The 15,154-nt window shown below is 58.0% G+C and carries 12 protein-coding genes; 3 read left to right on the top strand and 9 right to left on the bottom strand.

From position 1 onward, the window contains the following. Positions 1-33: 33 nt before the first annotated feature. Together rfbA and rfbC are read left to right on the top strand one after the other, a co-directional pair. Positions 34-921 (top strand): glucose-1-phosphate thymidylyltransferase RfbA, encoded by an 888-nt coding sequence (gene rfbA, locus ABOK31_RS27485; RefSeq protein ID WP_349959969.1) that lies wholly within the window; start codon positions 34-36, stop codon positions 919-921. A 60-nt stretch (positions 922-981) separates the two neighbouring features. Further along, the gene (gene rfbC / locus ABOK31_RS27480) at positions 982-1,533 is read left to right on the top strand and encodes a dTDP-4-dehydrorhamnose 3,5-epimerase (protein ID WP_349959967.1); all 552 of its coding nucleotides are present in this window, start codon (positions 982-984) and stop codon (positions 1,531-1,533) included. A 376-nt stretch (positions 1,534-1,909) separates the two neighbouring features. Here rfbC and ABOK31_RS27475 read toward each other — a convergent pair whose 3' ends face one another. The 9 genes from ABOK31_RS27475 to ABOK31_RS27435 form a co-directional block, all read right to left on the bottom strand. Beyond that, entirely contained in the window at positions 1,910-2,266 is a 357-nt protein-coding gene (locus ABOK31_RS27475) for an ATP-binding cassette domain-containing protein (RefSeq protein WP_349959965.1), read from the bottom strand. A 282-nt stretch (positions 2,267-2,548) separates the two neighbouring features. Next, a complete protein-coding gene (locus ABOK31_RS27470) occupies positions 2,549-3,682 on the bottom strand; it encodes a mannitol dehydrogenase family protein (RefSeq protein WP_349959963.1) in 1,134 nt (377 codons plus the stop codon). A 271-nt stretch (positions 3,683-3,953) separates the two neighbouring features. Continuing rightward, positions 3,954-5,696, bottom strand: a complete 1,743-nt coding sequence (locus ABOK31_RS27465) for a glycerol-3-phosphate dehydrogenase/oxidase (protein ID WP_349959961.1) — start codon at positions 5,694-5,696, stop codon at positions 3,954-3,956. A 60-nt stretch (positions 5,697-5,756) separates the two neighbouring features. Continuing rightward, positions 5,757-7,286, bottom strand: a complete 1,530-nt coding sequence (locus ABOK31_RS27460) for an FGGY-family carbohydrate kinase (RefSeq protein WP_349959959.1) — start codon at positions 7,284-7,286, stop codon at positions 5,757-5,759. Between the two features lie 53 nt (positions 7,287-7,339). Beyond that, positions 7,340-8,182 carry a DeoR/GlpR family DNA-binding transcription regulator gene (locus tag ABOK31_RS27455; RefSeq protein WP_349959957.1) on the bottom strand — a complete coding sequence of 281 codons (843 nt, stop codon included), beginning with the start codon at positions 8,180-8,182 and terminating at the stop codon, positions 7,340-7,342. Positions 8,183-8,365: 183 nt separating this feature from the next. Further along, on the bottom strand, positions 8,366-9,313 hold the full coding sequence (locus ABOK31_RS27450; protein WP_174171829.1) for a D-ribose ABC transporter substrate-binding protein: 948 nt from the start codon (positions 9,311-9,313) through the stop codon (positions 8,366-8,368). 100 nt (positions 9,314-9,413) lie between these two features. Next, on the bottom strand, positions 9,414-10,466 hold the full coding sequence (locus tag ABOK31_RS27445) for an ABC transporter permease (RefSeq protein WP_349959955.1): 1,053 nt from the start codon (positions 10,464-10,466) through the stop codon (positions 9,414-9,416). A gap of 22 nt (positions 10,467-10,488) precedes the next feature. Then, positions 10,489-12,033 carry a sugar ABC transporter ATP-binding protein gene (locus ABOK31_RS27440; protein WP_174171827.1) on the bottom strand — a complete coding sequence of 515 codons (1,545 nt, stop codon included), beginning with the start codon at positions 12,031-12,033 and terminating at the stop codon, positions 10,489-10,491. Continuing rightward, entirely contained in the window at positions 12,030-12,671 is a 642-nt protein-coding gene (locus ABOK31_RS27435) for a DUF2291 domain-containing protein (protein ID WP_349959952.1), read from the bottom strand. The genes ABOK31_RS27440 and ABOK31_RS27435 overlap by 4 nt, the downstream gene beginning before the upstream one ends. A 905-nt stretch (positions 12,672-13,576) precedes the next feature. Between ABOK31_RS27435 and ABOK31_RS27430 the strand changes: the two genes are divergently transcribed. Then, a complete protein-coding gene (locus ABOK31_RS27430) occupies positions 13,577-15,127 on the top strand; it encodes an FGGY-family carbohydrate kinase (RefSeq protein ID WP_349959949.1) in 1,551 nt (516 codons plus the stop codon). Positions 15,128-15,154 lie beyond the last annotated feature (27 nt).

The following is a 15,154-nucleotide window of genomic DNA, read 5'->3' as shown; positions in this document are numbered from 1 at the left end:
GACGTAGACAGACTGAAGACGAGACGCTTTATCATGACGAAAGCACGCAAAGGAATCATACTGGCCGGCGGATCGGGAACGCGCCTTTATCCATTGACGCTCGCGGTCAGCAAACAGCTCCTGCCGATCTATGACAAGCCGATGATCTACTACCCGCTGACGACTTTGATGCTGGCGGGAATACGTGAAATCCTCATCATCTCGACGCCGCAGGACACGCCTCGTTTCGAGCAGCTACTCGGCGATGGCAGCCAATGGGGCATAAAGCTGGACTATGCTGTCCAGCCGAACCCGGACGGCCTTGCCCAGGCTTTCCTGATCGGCGAGAGGTTTCTAGACGGCGCGCCATCCGCCTTAGTGCTGGGGGACAACATCTTCTACGGGCATGATTTTACGCGATTGCTGCGTGAGGCGAGTGACAAGAAAACAGGCGCTACCGTTTTTGCCTACCACGTGCAGGATCCCCATCGTTATGGCGTGGTCGAGTTCAACGAGAGCGGTCGAGCAGTCAGCCTGGAGGAAAAGCCGCGGATACCGAAGAGTAATTATGCGGTTACCGGTCTTTATTTCTACGATGAATCCGTCGTCAATGTGGCAAAGTCCATCCGGCCGTCGCCGCGCGGCGAATTGGAGATTACCGATGTTAACGTTCGCTACCTGAATGCCGGGCAGTTGGATGTGCAGACTATGGGACGCGGTTACGCCTGGCTCGACACCGGTACGCATGAATCGATGCTGGAGGCGAGCCATTACATCGCGACCATCGAGAACCGGCAGGGTTTGAAGGTTGCCTGTCCCGAAGAGATAGCCTACCGCAGCGCCTGGATCACCGCGTCCGAGGTCGACGCGCTAGCACAGCCATTGAAGAAGAACGCCTATGGTCAATATCTCCTAGGAATTCTGCGTGAGCAGATATTCTAATCGCCATGGCGTGCACCATGCCGTTGTATCCCCCGCACGAATATTTGAGCAGAGCGACGAATGAGAGCCATCGATACCGCTATACCCGACGTCAAGATCATCGAACCCATGGTGTTTGCCGACGACCGCGGCTTCTTCTTTGAAAGCTTCAGCAAGGTGAAGTTCGAGGCGGCGATCGGCCGCAGCGCTGATTTCGTGCAGGATAATCACAGCCGATCGGGAAAGGGTGTCCTACGCGGCCTGCACTATCAGTTACCACCACATGCCCAAGCCAAACTGGTGCGGGTCGTCGTTGGCGAAGTCTATGATGTCGCCGTCGACATCAGAAAAACATCTCCGACATTCGGGCAATGGGTTGGCGTTCGTCTCTCTGCTGAAAACAAGCGTCAGTTGTGGATACCCGAAGGATTTGCTCACGGTTTTCTAACATTGAGCGATCATGTAGAGTTTCTGTATAAAACCACCAACTATTATGCCCCGCAGAGCGATCGCGGCATTCGCTGGGATGATCCGCAGATTGCCATCGACTGGCAACTTGCCGATCAGCCGACGCTATCTACAAAAGATCAGCGTCAACCATTGTTAGCGGAAGCGGATTTGAGTACTTTATGATGGAAACTGCAAATGGATTAATCTTGATATATATTGCCGATTAATGATTAATATTGTGACGGTAATCGGTAAAATTGCCAAGAAATATCGGGTAAATTTCTGGATATACTCTTAGAGGTAATATATCTAGCGGCATTGATTTGTCTGGCTCTGCTTTCCATATGAGCGATCGAGGCTCCTGATCGCGTCCATTGATGAGGCGATTAACAGCGGCTGAAGGCTGACGACGGAATGAACGGCGCAGTGCTCCAAATGGGGATGCGTGAGTTTCGCAAAGAAGCTCTCGATAGCGCTGGACTGTTAAGTTTGGTTAAAAATTGGGTATCGGGACTTAAATTTCGACGTAGAGCAAATTTAGCGGGTGAGAATTTTGACGCTAAATTTTACAGTAGTCACCAAGTTCCGCGAATTCTTCAACAAAACGAGAAACGCGAACTACATTTTCTCCATATGCTCGCGCTACAAAGTGTACGTTATCCTTCCCCGTCATTTTGGGGTGGAAGCCACCAGCAAATCCGAGAGGCCAAGAGACACGAACATCTTTTATTATCCGCCCTGAGTTTGGAAACATAGTTCCTGCGATCATGCGCATAGTGGTTGATTTTCCTGCGCCGTTTACTCCAAGCAGTCCGTACGAGAATCCTGATTGAAACTGAGCTGTTACGTGATTAAGTATAATTTTCCTGTGCCTCCCAGTTTTGAAATATTTTGTCACATTTTTTAGATGTATCATCTTTTTTCCTATATTTATTTACAGTGCTTTGATTTCAAAAATCCTTTAATTTAGGAAATTAAACAGGTTCTGTATCCGCATTATCGAAATTTATATTTAAATTGTGGATATTGACGCGCCGTGTAGATTTATACAGACCGAGTCTGAGTGCTATGCACACGAAGACATCATATATCGCGTTTTTTTGAATACAAAGAACTTGTTTCGAACAATGTCTTATTCGTATTTTTCCATACTAAAGTCCGTACTGGAGGTATCGATTAGCGGCCCCAGCGGACGTCATTATGCAACTTCAGCGAAAGGATAGCGCGCCGCTATCTGCCGCAGCACGGGCATGCCTGATGCGCTCCCCGCCTTATCTGCCCAATCCAGGAAGGCGTGGATGCGGCGGGCGACCTTTTCGGGATGGTGCTGGCTGATGTCGGCGATGCGATGGTCTAGAAATGGATTGAGGAAGCGGTCGAGTGTCGTTGCGACATAGGCCTTCGCCTCATCGCCCATGCCGTTTGCCACAAAGCCGGGCAGCACTTCACTTTCGTAGAGAGTATCGAGCCTAGCGCGTATATTTCTGTCGGCCAGTATGGCGCGCACTGTTTCATCCGCCGGCCGGTCTTCGCGCTGCCAGATTTCGGCAAGGAAGGTGTGTCCGAGGTTGAGAATATGCAGCTTCAGGCGCTCGTAAGGTTCGAGATCGTCGGTCAGCACGATGCTTGGGTGCTGGCATGGCGCGTGTACACCCGGCGCGCGCTTGATCGCCCATAGGGCATAAGGTTCCGCGACGGCGCCGATCGGCTCGATCGGCTCGGAAACGATGCGATCAACCAGAGTTTCGGCGAAGGCGGCGTGGTTATCGAGCCAGGTATAGAATTCAGCCGGCACATCGTTGAGCCGAGCGCAATCGATGACTGTCTGTTTCAGAACATGACCGTTGCCTGTCATCAGCTCGCAGGGCAGGATGACCAAGGGACGACCGGATGTCTGCCAGCGCTGGACGAGGAGAGCGGCAAGCTTGGCGGGGAAAGATCGGGGAACCTGACCATCCGCGTCGAAATGATCTTCCTCCGGCCATGTCTTATAGCCGGTCTCGCCGGTGTTGGAGATGACGAATTCGGCATCCTCGGCAAAGAGCTTTGACAGCTCCTTCCAATGTTCTACTGCGGAGAGACCGCGCTCGACGCTGGTGACCTGTACGGTGCGATCGACAGGTTTGCCATCCGACATGCCGCGGATGATGACCGGATAGCCCTCCGAATTCCCGAAGGCGGCGACACGTCCGCTGCGGCTGCTGGCGCCCGAAACCTGAACAATGGTGATGGGACCGACATCCTGGCCGGATTGCCGTGCCTCGTGCACGAAGAACGCCGCATGCGCCTGTAGGAATCGGCTGGTGCCGAACTGGATGATCCGTGAGCTCAAGCCGATACCCTTATATATGAATGCTGTTGGAAGACTATTTGTCGGGGCAGGGAGATGCGAACCGATTCTTTCGGATCTGTTTTTTATCTATAGAAAACATTGAAGTCTTCGACGGTCAAATGTTTTCTATGAGGATAACAGAGCATTTCCATCGAGGGCGAGTTCGATCCGCGTAAACATACGAAGCCCGCCACAGCTGTGCTGATGAAGCTCGGCAAAGAACACTTCGAGTGGTTCGCTCGCCCCGGTTTTCTCCTCAAGCAGATGATGATCAGCGCGCCGCCGGGGCTGCCGCCCGCCGCACGTTTTCTTCGCTCAGCGTCTGGCCGTGGAACTTCGATAGCAATGCAACGACAGCGTCGATTTCCTTGGCCAGTCGCTGTGCGTCCCACTGTCGGGCGACTGCGGCAATGGTGCCGATTTCACGCAGGCCCTGGATCGTCAGCAGGCCTTCGATCGCCATGGTCGTACGCCGGAAGACGATGTCGGACAGATGCACGACCATCTCCTGCCGCGCGATCCAATCGATCTCAAGCGCGCTGTGGCGCGGCGCACCGCTGATGCGCTGGCTGTCGTTGTAGTCCGAAGGGCGAGTGAGGATTGCCGCTGTAGTCGTGCCGTATCGGCCGAGCAACTCATCCGCTCTGCTGACGTCGACGCCGGCTTTCGCGGCGACTGCTTTGATCCAGCTTGTACGCTCGTTGGCGCTCGCCGGGAAATCCCGGCCGCCGCCGATCGCAAGTCGCTCCGTGGACGTCTTGCGGCCGATTTGAAGGCGTGCCAGCACTGTATCGGCAACTTCCTCGGCAAAGCCGCGGAATGTGGTCCATTTGCCGCCGACCAGTGAGATGATAGGGAAGGGGCGCCCAGCCTGCGGCTCGAAGACGGGTGCGGAGTGATCGCGACTGATCAGGCCCGGCGACGAGGCGTCCGAGGCGGGCAGGGGGCGAATGCCACTATAGCTATAGGTCACCTGGTCGCGGTCGAAGCGGAGGCTCGGCAGAAGCGACCTTACGCTGTCGAGGAAATAGTCGATCTCCGGCTCTTCGCAGCGCACATTGTCGGGATCGTCACAAGGGATATCGGTCGAGCCGACGAGCGCCTGGCCGAGATAGCCATAGACGAGGCAGATGCGACCGTCATCGGCTTCGAAATAGATCATATGGCCGTTCAGGCTGCGCACCAGTTCCGGATGATCGAGCAGGATATGCGATCCCTTGGTGCCGCCGATCAGATGGGCCGGTGCGCCGAGAGCGGCGTTGACATGATCGATCCATGGGCCGGCGGCATTGACCACGAGCTTCGGCTTGGCCGAAAAGGCATAACCGTCCGAACGCTGAAAGGTCAGCACGCCATCGGCAGCGGAAACGAGCCGCGTCGAATTTGCCGCCAATGAAGCCTTGTTCGCCTCCAGTCCGTCATTGACCAGCTCATAGACCAGCCGTTCGGGCCGGCTGATCTTGGCATCGTAATAGATGCCGCCGGCGACGATCTCAGGCGTGACATGCGGCATCTCCTTGAGCGCGCGGCGCTTCAAAAGGAACCTGTGGCGCGGCATGACGCGATTGCGCGAACCGAAGAAGTCGTAGAGTGCGAGCCCGATCTTGATAAGCAGGGCGCCGCGGCTGCGCGGGGCGGTAGTCGAGCCCGTCAGCGTGCGAAGGGCTGCCCAGATGCCACGCGTCCAGGAGAAGATCGGCACGAAGGTCGGCAGTGCTTCGACGCAATGCGGTGCGTTCGTGAGCAGAAGGTTTCGTTCCAGCGCCGATTGCGCGACCAGGCCGAATTCGCCTGTTTCCAGATATTTCAGGCCGCCGTGGATCAGCCTGGATGGCGCAGCGCTCGTGCCCGAACCGAAGTCGGCCTTGTCGACGATCAGGCAGTTAACGCCCTGCAGCGACAGATCGCGAAACAGACCGGCACCATTGACCCCTGCGCCGAGGATGACGACGTCGACATCTCCGTCTTGAAGTTTGGAGAAGCGTTGCTGCAGATCGGCGGCCATATCGGTCATAACATCATTGTCCTGGTGAACTGCCGCGATAGACCCTGTCTGCGCGGCGCAATTTTCGGTCTAGTCTTGGGAGCGCTGGGTTGCGAGATTGCCAATCCGCGGCCAGAGCGGCGTCATCGCTTCGGCAATGTCGCGGAAGAGGTTGTAGCGAATGCGGTAATCGGCGCTGCGGACGGAATCCGGATGATAGGTTCTGGCGATCTTGCCGACATCGCGCGGATCGCTTTCCGGGCTGGAATAGACACCGATGCCGGCGCCGGCGCAAAGGGCTGCTCCCCAGGCAGCGGCTTCGTCGGTTTCGGTGACGGTGACGGGCATGCCGAACACGTCGGCAAACATCTGCACGACGATCGGGTTGCGCGAGACACCACCTGCCAGCCTTGCCTGATTGAAGGAAAAACCGTCGCTTAGCGCATCGACGTGAATCTTATGGTTGAAGGCGATGCCTTCCAGGACGGCTCGCAGCATATCACCGCGATCATGCCAGCCGCCAAGCCCGAAGAAGCTGGCGCTTGCCTCGGCGCCATAGGGTGAGCCGAAGAGATAAGGGTGGAACAGCGCGCTCGATGGCCGGTTGAACGCCGCTTGGATTTCGGGGTCGAGCAGGGCGTGAATGGACTGGCCCGCAGCCTCGGCGCTTGCAATTTCGCTGGCGCAGAGTTTGTCGAGGAACCATTCGTAATTCGCCGAGGATGCCGGCGAAATCGACATGTTGTTCCATTGGCCCGGCGCAATGGCATTGCGGCAGAACCAGCGGCTGTCGACGCGCGGCTCCGACGAGAGCGTCTCGTTGATCGAATAGGTGCCGGCGATAACGGCGACGACGCCGGCCGCATAGCCGCCGGCTCCAAGGGCTGAGGCGGTTACATCGTGCAATCCAGCAACGACGGGCGTGCCTTGGGCAAGAGCGGTTCGCTTCGCGACGGCCTCGGTCACGTATCCCACGACCTCGTCGGATCGCGAGGCTGGCGGCAAGGCGTCCGTCACCTCGGCAATGTCGAAAAGTTTCAGCGCATCGGGGGAATAATCCTGGGTCGAAACATCGGTGAAGGAGGTGCTTGCTTCGGTGCGGTCGGTGCCGGCAACGCCAGTCAGGCAGAAGCGTAGCCAGTCCTTGCAGCTCAAAATATGGCCGATCTGCCCAAAACGTTCGGGTTCATTGGCCTTGATCCAGGCAAGCAACGCCGATGGAGCCGAGACATGCGGCAGTTGGCCGGTCAACTTCAAAGACGCGTCGGCAACGGGGGCTTTCAGCCATTGTTCGACGATCGATCCCGCGCGGCTGTCGAGTGAGAGAATGGCGCGTCCGAGCGGCTTTTTTGCCTTGTCGAGCAGATAAATGCCGTCACCGTGCGCGGTTGCGGCAATCGCCTGGATGTCGCTTGCCGGGCGGTTGCTGAGCTTGATCGCCTCGGCAATGGCATCTGCCGTCCGGTCCCAAAGTTCGTCCATGTCGCGCTCGACATGGCGTGGCTTCGGCATGAACTGGGTCACCCGACGGCGCGCAACGGCAAGCGGTGTTCCGTCAATGTCGAAGATGACGGCTTTGGTGACGGTTAAACCGCTGTCAATTCCGAGCAGACTCGGCATTCCCATGACTCCTGATCATGAACGACGAGAGGCGGCCGTTGCCAGGTTCAGCCTCAGGATCGCTCCTTGTCGCCCTTGGCGACGACCACATTGATATTCTTGTTGCGCATCCGCTCCAGATGAGCCGCAGGCGTCTTTTCATCGACGATGACGACATCGAACTCACTCAGATGCGCAAAACTATGCAGCGCCCGCCGTTCGAACTTCGTATGGTCCATCAGCAAGATGCGCTTGGCGGCGCTTTCGAACATCGCGCGCTTGATGTCGACGATTTCGGGAGACTGATGGAAAACCATGTCATCGATGATGGCCGACATCGAGATGAAGGAGACATCGGCCCGCAAGCGATTGATTTCGTTGATCGTCATCCGGCCCATGAAGGCATTGCACCAATTATAGTATTGTCCGCCAAGCGCCAGGAGCGACACGTCATGCATGTCCTTCAGCGCGTTCATCAACGTCAGCGAATTGGTGATTGCCGTCAGCGGAACCTTGGCCGGCAGCTGCGAGGCCATCTGTAGAACGGTGGTGGAATCGTCGAGGAAGATTGCCTGACCCGGCTCGATGAATTGCATGGCCGCCGCGGCGATCATCTTCTTTTCGTTTGCTTGCCGATTGGCACGATAGACGTCGCTCGATTCGATCAGGCTGGTGGCTGCGGCCGATACGATGCCGCGCGTCTTGCGAAACAGGCCTCGGCTGACCAGTTCGTCGACATCGCGATGTGCCGTCATCAGGCTGATGCCGAAGCGCTCGGTCAGATCCTCGATGCGCATCGAACCTTCCGCCATCACCGCTTCAGCGATCATCTGGCGCCTGGCAATCTGGCGGGAATGCCGGCTGTCGCTCGGCAGCTCGTCTTGCAGGAATGATACGGGGCTTGTCTTGTCTGTCACTTTGGCCTCTGACGTCGCGCCTTGCGGAGATTGACTTGCTGCAGCGAACGTCACGCTATAGAAAAAAAGTATAAAGAACAGTTCGCTATCAGGATTTCTGCAAGTTCTGTCTGATGTGCAGCCAGGGTGCCGCCCACTGGGGTCAAGGGATGGGGACGCCGAGTTCCGGCGCCCCCGATGTCATTACTCAGACAGAACGAAGGGTGCCGTGTACTTGTCGACATTGTCCTTGGTGATCAGGATGCAATCGAAAAGCTGCTTTTCGCTGGTGGCACCGGTCTTGCCGGTCTTGATGAAGCTGTCGGCCTGCTTGACGGCTTCCGCCGAGAAGGTGGCGACCGGCTGCAGGACGGTATATTGCAGTTCACCGGCCTTAATGGCGGCCACAGCATCTGGAGAACCGTCGAAGCCGCCGACCTTGACGTTGGCAAGCTTGCCGGCTTCCTTGAGAGCGGCAATCGCGCCGAGCGCCATTTCGTCATTGCCGGAGATCACGCCGATAATGTCCGGGTGAGCCTGCAGGATCGACTGCATCTTGTTGTGGCCCTGGGTGCGGTCCCAGTTGGCAACTTCCTTGGCAACCTTCTTCAGGTCGGGATACTGGGTCAGAACGGTTTCATAGCCGTTCGACCGAGTGGCCGCATTGTTGTCGGAGGGCGAGCCGAAGAGTTCGGCATAATTGCCCTTGTCGCCAACAGCTTCGACCCATTGCTGCGCGCCGATAGCCGCACCCTGGGCGTTGTTGGAGACGAGCTGAGCCTTGGCAAGGCCTTCCTGGTTGATTTCGGCATTGACGAGGAAAACCGGGATGCCGGCCGCAACGGCCTTCTTGACTGCGCCGACCGATCCGTCGGCATTGGCCGGATCGAGGATGATGGCGACCGACTTGTTGGTGATCGCCGTATCGATCAGGTTGCTTTCGGTGTTGGTATCGCCCTTGTGCGCACCGACCGTGGCGGTATAGCCGAGCTTTTCGGCGGTTGCCTTGGCGATGTTGCCTTCCGTCAGCCAATAGGGGTTGGACGGATCGTTGACGATGATCGTCATCTGGCCCGCGGCCCATGCAGCTCCTGTCAGAAGCGGTGCCACAGCAACTGCTGCCATGACGATGCGCAAACCTTTTTTAAACATTAGTCTCTCTCCCTTTTGATGAGCTCTGGTGATGCCGGCGAACCGGCGGTCTTTTCTCCGATTGGCATTTCACCGATCGGCGACAAGTCTTGATGCAGTGTCAGCCGGATTTGGTCCGACGTCCGTACTGGATGCTGTTCATGAGCACGGCGAGCACGATGACCGCGCCGGTAAAGACCGTCTGCCAGTAGGCCGAGACACCGATGATGACGAGGCCGTCCGCGAGGAAGCCGATGACGAAGGCGCCAAGCATGGTGCCGCGCACCGTACCGCGGCCACCCGTCAATGCGGCACCGCCGATGACAACAGCGGCGATCGCCGTCAGCTCATAGCTGGTGCCGGCGTTTGGACCGGCCGAGGTCAGCTGCGAGGACAGGACGAGGCCGGCAATGGCCGCGCAAATCCCCGACAGGACATAGACAGCGATTTTGACCTGCTTGACCGGAACGCCGGAAAGATCGGCGGCGCGCTCGTTGCCGCCTGAGGCATAGAGCCAGCGGCCAAAGGCGGTGCGGCTGAGTACGAGGCCGCAGACGATCGCAAGCACAGCAAGGACGATGACGCCGATCGGGACGCCGACAAGGCGATTGAAGCCCAACCAGTTGAAGCCGGTATTGCCGAGTTCCGGGCGGCCACCGAGATTGTTGTAGGTGAGGCCGTTGGTCATCAGCAAGGCGATACCGCGGGCAACATAGAGAACGCCGAGCGAGGCAACGAAGGCCGGAACGCGCAGGTAGGCGACGAGCACGCCGTTGACCGCACCAACGACGCCACCGAGGACACAGGTCAGCACCACGACGGCCCAGACCGGCGGATAGAGGATGACGCCAAAGCTCGACAGCGTGACGCCCTGCATCAGGAAACCGGCAATGCAGCCGGCAAGACCGAGCGTCGAGCCGACCGAGAGGTCGATACCGCCATTCAAGATGACCAGCAGCATGCCGATGGCAAGGATACCGAAGATGGCGACATGCGAGGCCATTGTCAGGAAGTTGCTGAGCGAAAAGTAATAGGGCGACAGGAAGGAGAAGACCGCGATGATGACGATCAGCGCGAAGAAGGCGCGTCCTTCGAGGATCAGCCGCACGAGACTGAAGTTTCGCCGCTGTCCGTTCGCGATTGGCTTTTTATCTGTGATGTTCGTGACTGACATAATCAGTGCTCCATGAATGCGGCTAGTGCGCGACCACTGCTTCGCCCGAGGCGGCCATGATCTTCTCTTTGGTGACGTCCGGACCGAATTCGGCAGAGATCTTGCCGCGGTGCATGACGATGATGCGATGGGCTATGCTGAGGCATTCGGCGACTTCCGACGTCGAATAGATCACCGCCAGACCCTCCTTGGCGCGCTCGGCGAGCAGCTTGAAGACTTCCGCCTTCGCGCCGATATCGATGCCGCGGCTCGGCTCGTCGAGCAGGATCACGCGAGGATCGGTTGCCAGCATCTTGCCGATGACGACCTTCTGTTGATTACCACCCGACAGCGAGCCGATTGCCGCGTCGCCGCCATCGGTCTTGATATGAACCTTGCGGATGGAGTCGGTCACCAGCGTCCGCTCGCGACCGCTCGAGGTGAAAAGACCCTTGGTAAAGGCGCCGATGCTGGCAAGCGACAGGTTCGAGCCGACGGTCATGGTCTGAACGAGGCCGTCGCGCTGCCGGTCTTCCGGCACCAGTACCAGTCCTTGCGCGATGCGGCCGGCAATGGAAAGACCGCCGACATCGGTGTTGCCGAGCAACACGCGACCGCCACTCGATCGCAGCCGACCCGCCACGCATTCGAGCAGCTCGGTGCGCCCAGCACCCATCAGGCCGTAGATGCAGACGATTTCGCCGGCGCGAACCGCAAGCGACATGCGGTCGACGGCATTATAGGCAGCACCTGACGGACCGGGAACCGTGAGATTGTCGATCATCAGCGCCACGTCGCCTACTTGATGGCCGGTCGGCGGGCTGCCGAGGTCGAAATTATCGCCGACCATGTTGCGCACGATCCATTCGAGATCGATGTCCTTGCGTTCGGCATAGGCGGTCATGTTGCCGTCGCGGAGAACGACGGCATGATGGGTGATCTGCAGCGCCTCTTCCAGGTGATGCGAGATATAGACGATCGACACGCCACGGCTCGTCAGGTCGCGAATGACCTTGAAGAGAACTTCGACTTCGCTGGCGCTGAGCGCCGAGGTCGGCTCATCCATGATCAGGATGCGGGAATTGACGGAAAGCGCCCGGGCGATCTCGACGATCTGCTGCTGGCCGAGGCGAAGATCTTCGACCGGTGTAAGCGGATCGATATTTTCTTCCAGCTCTTCCATCAGCGCACGGGTCTGGCGCTCTTCCTCGGCAAAATCGACCACGCCGCCCTTCATGATCTCGCGACCCATGAAAATGTTGTCGCGGACGCTGAGGTTCGGCGCCAGGCTCAGTTCCTGATGGATGATGGAAATGCCGCAGGCGCGTGCATGTGTGGAGGAGGCGAAAGAAATGGGCGCGCCATCGAGAATGATTTCGCCCGATGTCGGCTGGATGACGCCGGACAGGATCTTCATCAGCGTCGATTTGCCGGCGCCGTTTTCACCGAAGAGCGTGGTGACTTCGCCGCGGCGAATATCGAAATTGACACCCTTCAGCGCATGGACGTTGCCATAGGATTTGGCGACGTTGCGGGCGGCGAGAACGACTTCGCCCGTGGTCACGCCATTGTGCTGGACCTGGCTCATTTCACATCGACCTTTACCGGGGTGATGAGCCAGTTCTTCGGATTGATGAGCTTGAAAACGCCAACGACCGTCGCCGTCTTGCCCGTCAGCTTCTCCGGGTCCAGGCCGCCAAGGGTCGCCTTCTTCATCTCGTTGTTGATGGCAGAACCCGCGTCCTGATATTCGATCTGGTTGGTGAACTGGCCGAATTCGATCTTGCCTGTGGCGTCGCGAAGATCGGTACCGTTGATTGCGGGACCCGTCTGAACTCGAACGGTGATGCCGTCAGGCATGCCGTCGACCTTGAATTCGTTGAGGTTGGCCTTGCGTTCGCCGAACGTGCCAGTCAAGGAGACGGGAAGAACGGGGCCTGTTGTAGTCGCAACGCCATATTTCGCGCCGGCCGCCTTCTTGTCGGCGAGAACGGCGGTGGCGAGCGTCACCGCATCGACGGCGCGCTTTTCGACATCCGTCTGCACCTTCGGGAATTCCTCTGCGCCATAGGCTTCCGGCTGGAAGCCCTGCTCGCGCACGTCGTGCGCGGAGCCGATCTTGATCACCTTGGTATCGGCGGCGATGGCGCCGATGACGATCACCGCTGCGGCGATGCTGGCGACGATCTTCAGCTTGGCAGTTGCGTATTGAGCTTGCGTATTCATGTTCAAACGACCTTGGGCATGTCAGCCGGATTGCCTGATGGAGAAAGGGAGAAAAGTGCCGTGATCCGGCTTAACGGAAGCCCGGCTTGCGCGTTCGCACCGTTGAGCGCTCCGCTTGGCTTTGGGCTGCTACGCCCTCACCGGAAAGGAAATTCAACATCAGGAGCCTCCTCAGCGTGCGGACGGCTGTCTCCTCCAGTCGCCCATCTTGGGTTCACAATCGCCGCATCCATGCGACATTTGTGATATAAGTATGTTAATTTCTGCATTTCATATGTTATAAATCTTTGAGCGTGTCAACCGTGATTTAATGGATCTGGTATTCGATCGGTCCCTGTGGATCTCCGTGCTTCTTGCCTTTTCATATTCGAAGCTTTCGCTCTATGGACCTTATATCGAGGTTCGGCGATCGCCATCTTCTTGATCGATATCACATCAAATTATCTTTGTAATTAATTGGTATAATTATGAAATATAAGAGTGTCGCCTGTGGCTTTCCGCCAGCCTCCCGGATTCAATCCGCGAGATCTCGGTTGTTGGTCCGTGTTCTTGCATGGCGTTGCCAGGGCCGTTCCTTGCCGCGGCTTAACTATCAACTGCACCTATTTTATATGAAAAAAATTACAACACCAGAAAAATATTACTGTATCAACGATATGATTATGTTATAAAGCCGCAAGCTGATTGATGGGTCGCGGCTATGTGTCGGATCCGTTGCGTGGCTGGTGTCGGGTGCGCGCTGGCGCTTCGTTCGCGATCCTCCCTTTGGAGTGGAGAGTACGATGGCGACGATAAATGCGACCTGGCGTAGATTATGCCCTTGGCCGCGTGGGGAGGAATGAAAATGTTTGTGATCTATGCTGATGCGCCTGTCGCAGGGGGCTGCATGGCGGAGCTGGCGTGCAATGTCTAAGAGCGACGGGATCATCATCGGGATCGATGCGGGTACTTCTGTTTTGAAGGCGGTTGCTTTCGAATTGTCCGGAAGGCAGATCGCTTCCGCTTCGGCGCGCAATCGCTACGAGACGGGGGAAGACGGCTCGGTCACGCAGTCGCTCGGCCAGACGTGGTCGGACTGCGTCAGCGCATTGCGCGGACTTGGGGAGAAGGTCGACAACCTTGCTGCCCGAACGGCAGCGATCGCCGTAACGGGGCAGGGCGACGGCACCTGGCTTGTCGGTTCCGGCAATACTCCTGTCGACGACGCCTGGCTCTGGCTCGACGCCCGCGCCGCCGCGACGGTTACACGTCTGGGTGCTTCGGCTGGCAATCGCGCCCGTTTCGAGGCGACCGGCACCGGTCTCAATACTTGCCAGCAGGGTGCACAGCTCGCCCATATGGATCGCTTCATGCCTGAGCTTCTCGATCGGGCAGAGACGGCACTCCATTGCAAGGACTGGCTCTATCTCAATCTCACCGGCATCCGCGCCACCGATCCGTCCGAGGCAAGCTTTACCTTCGGCAATTTCCGTAATCGCCAATATGATCCTGTTGTCATCGATGCGCTCGGCCTTGCCCGCCGGCGCTCGCTTCTGCCCGAGATCATCGACGGAACCGAGATCAGTCATCCTCTGACGGATGCTGCGGCCAAGGCCGCCGGCCTGCTTGCCGGAACACCGGTCTGCCTGGGTTATGTCGATATGGTCATGACGGCGCTTGGCGCTGGCGTGCGCACTGGCGGCGAGAACGCCGCCTGCTCGACGATCGGATCGACGGGCGTGCATATGCGCGCCAAGGCCGTGCCCGATGTCCAGCTTAACGAGGAGGGGACGGGATATGTCATTGCCTTGCCGATCCCCGGCATCGTCACGCAGGTCCAGACCAATATGGGTGCGACCATCAATATCGACTGGATTCTCAAGATTGCTGCGGATCTGATGTCTGCTGGCGGAAATCAGGTTTCTTATTCGGATCTCATCCCCCGCATCGATTCCTGGTTTGCCGACACGCGTGCGACGAACCTTCTCTATCATCCTTATATTTCAGAGGCCGGAGAGCGCGGTCCCTTCGTGAATGCACATGCGCGTGCCGGTTTTACCGGACTTTCGACACGGCATGGTTTTGCCGACATGCTGAGAGCCGTGGTCGAAGGGCTCGGCATGGCAACGCGGGATTGCTACGCGGCCATGGGCGACATGCCTTCAGAACTGCGTATCACCGGAGGAGCCGCTCGGTCGCGTGCACTGCGTGGTTCGCTGTCGGCCGCCGTCAAGGCACCGGTGCGGATTTCGGATCGCGAAGAGGCGGGGGCTGCCGGTGTCGCGATGATGGCGGCCGTCTCGATCGGCGCCTATCAGGACATGGACAGCTGCATTGCCGACTGGGTGACACCGTTGCTTGGTGACGCCGAGGCGCCGGATCCGGCAAATGTCGAGCGCTATGATCGCTTGTTCGATGCCTACAAGAACGTGCGTCAGGCGATCGCGCCGGCCTGGGACAAGCTGGCCCAGCATTAGCCGATACGGGAACCGGCGAGCGAGCGC

Origin of the sequence: Rhizobium sp. ZPR4, assembly GCF_040215725.1 — a bacterium.
Taxonomy (GTDB): domain Bacteria; phylum Pseudomonadota; class Alphaproteobacteria; order Rhizobiales; family Rhizobiaceae; genus Rhizobium; species Rhizobium rhizogenes_D.
Note: the sequence above shows the minus strand (reverse complement) of the source record. Positions and strands in the feature narration are given on the sequence as shown.

Bases quoted from the DNA above. Each gene is read 5' to 3' on its own strand.
- rfbA (WP_349959969.1), top strand. From the start codon at position 34: ATGACGAAAGCACGCAAAGGAATCATACTGGCCGGCGGATCGGGAACG.
- rfbC (WP_349959967.1), top strand. From the start codon at position 982: ATGAGAGCCATCGATACCGCTATACCCGACGTCAAGATCATCGAACCC.
- ABOK31_RS27475 (WP_349959965.1), bottom strand. From the start codon at position 2,266: ATGATACATCTAAAAAATGTGACAAAATATTTCAAAACTGGGAGGCAC.
- ABOK31_RS27465 (WP_349959961.1), bottom strand. From the start codon at position 5,696: ATGACCGATATGGCCGCCGATCTGCAGCAACGCTTCTCCAAACTTCAA.
- ABOK31_RS27460 (WP_349959959.1), bottom strand. From the start codon at position 7,286: ATGCCGAGTCTGCTCGGAATTGACAGCGGTTTAACCGTCACCAAAGCC.
- ABOK31_RS27450 (WP_174171829.1), bottom strand. From the start codon at position 9,313: ATGTTTAAAAAAGGTTTGCGCATCGTCATGGCAGCAGTTGCTGTGGCA.
- ABOK31_RS27445 (WP_349959955.1), bottom strand. From the start codon at position 10,466: ATGTCAGTCACGAACATCACAGATAAAAAGCCAATCGCGAACGGACAG.
- ABOK31_RS27440 (WP_174171827.1), bottom strand. From the start codon at position 12,033: ATGAGCCAGGTCCAGCACAATGGCGTGACCACGGGCGAAGTCGTTCTC.
- ABOK31_RS27435 (WP_349959952.1), bottom strand. From the start codon at position 12,671: ATGAATACGCAAGCTCAATACGCAACTGCCAAGCTGAAGATCGTCGCC.
- ABOK31_RS27430 (WP_349959949.1), top strand. From the start codon at position 13,577: ATGTCTAAGAGCGACGGGATCATCATCGGGATCGATGCGGGTACTTCT.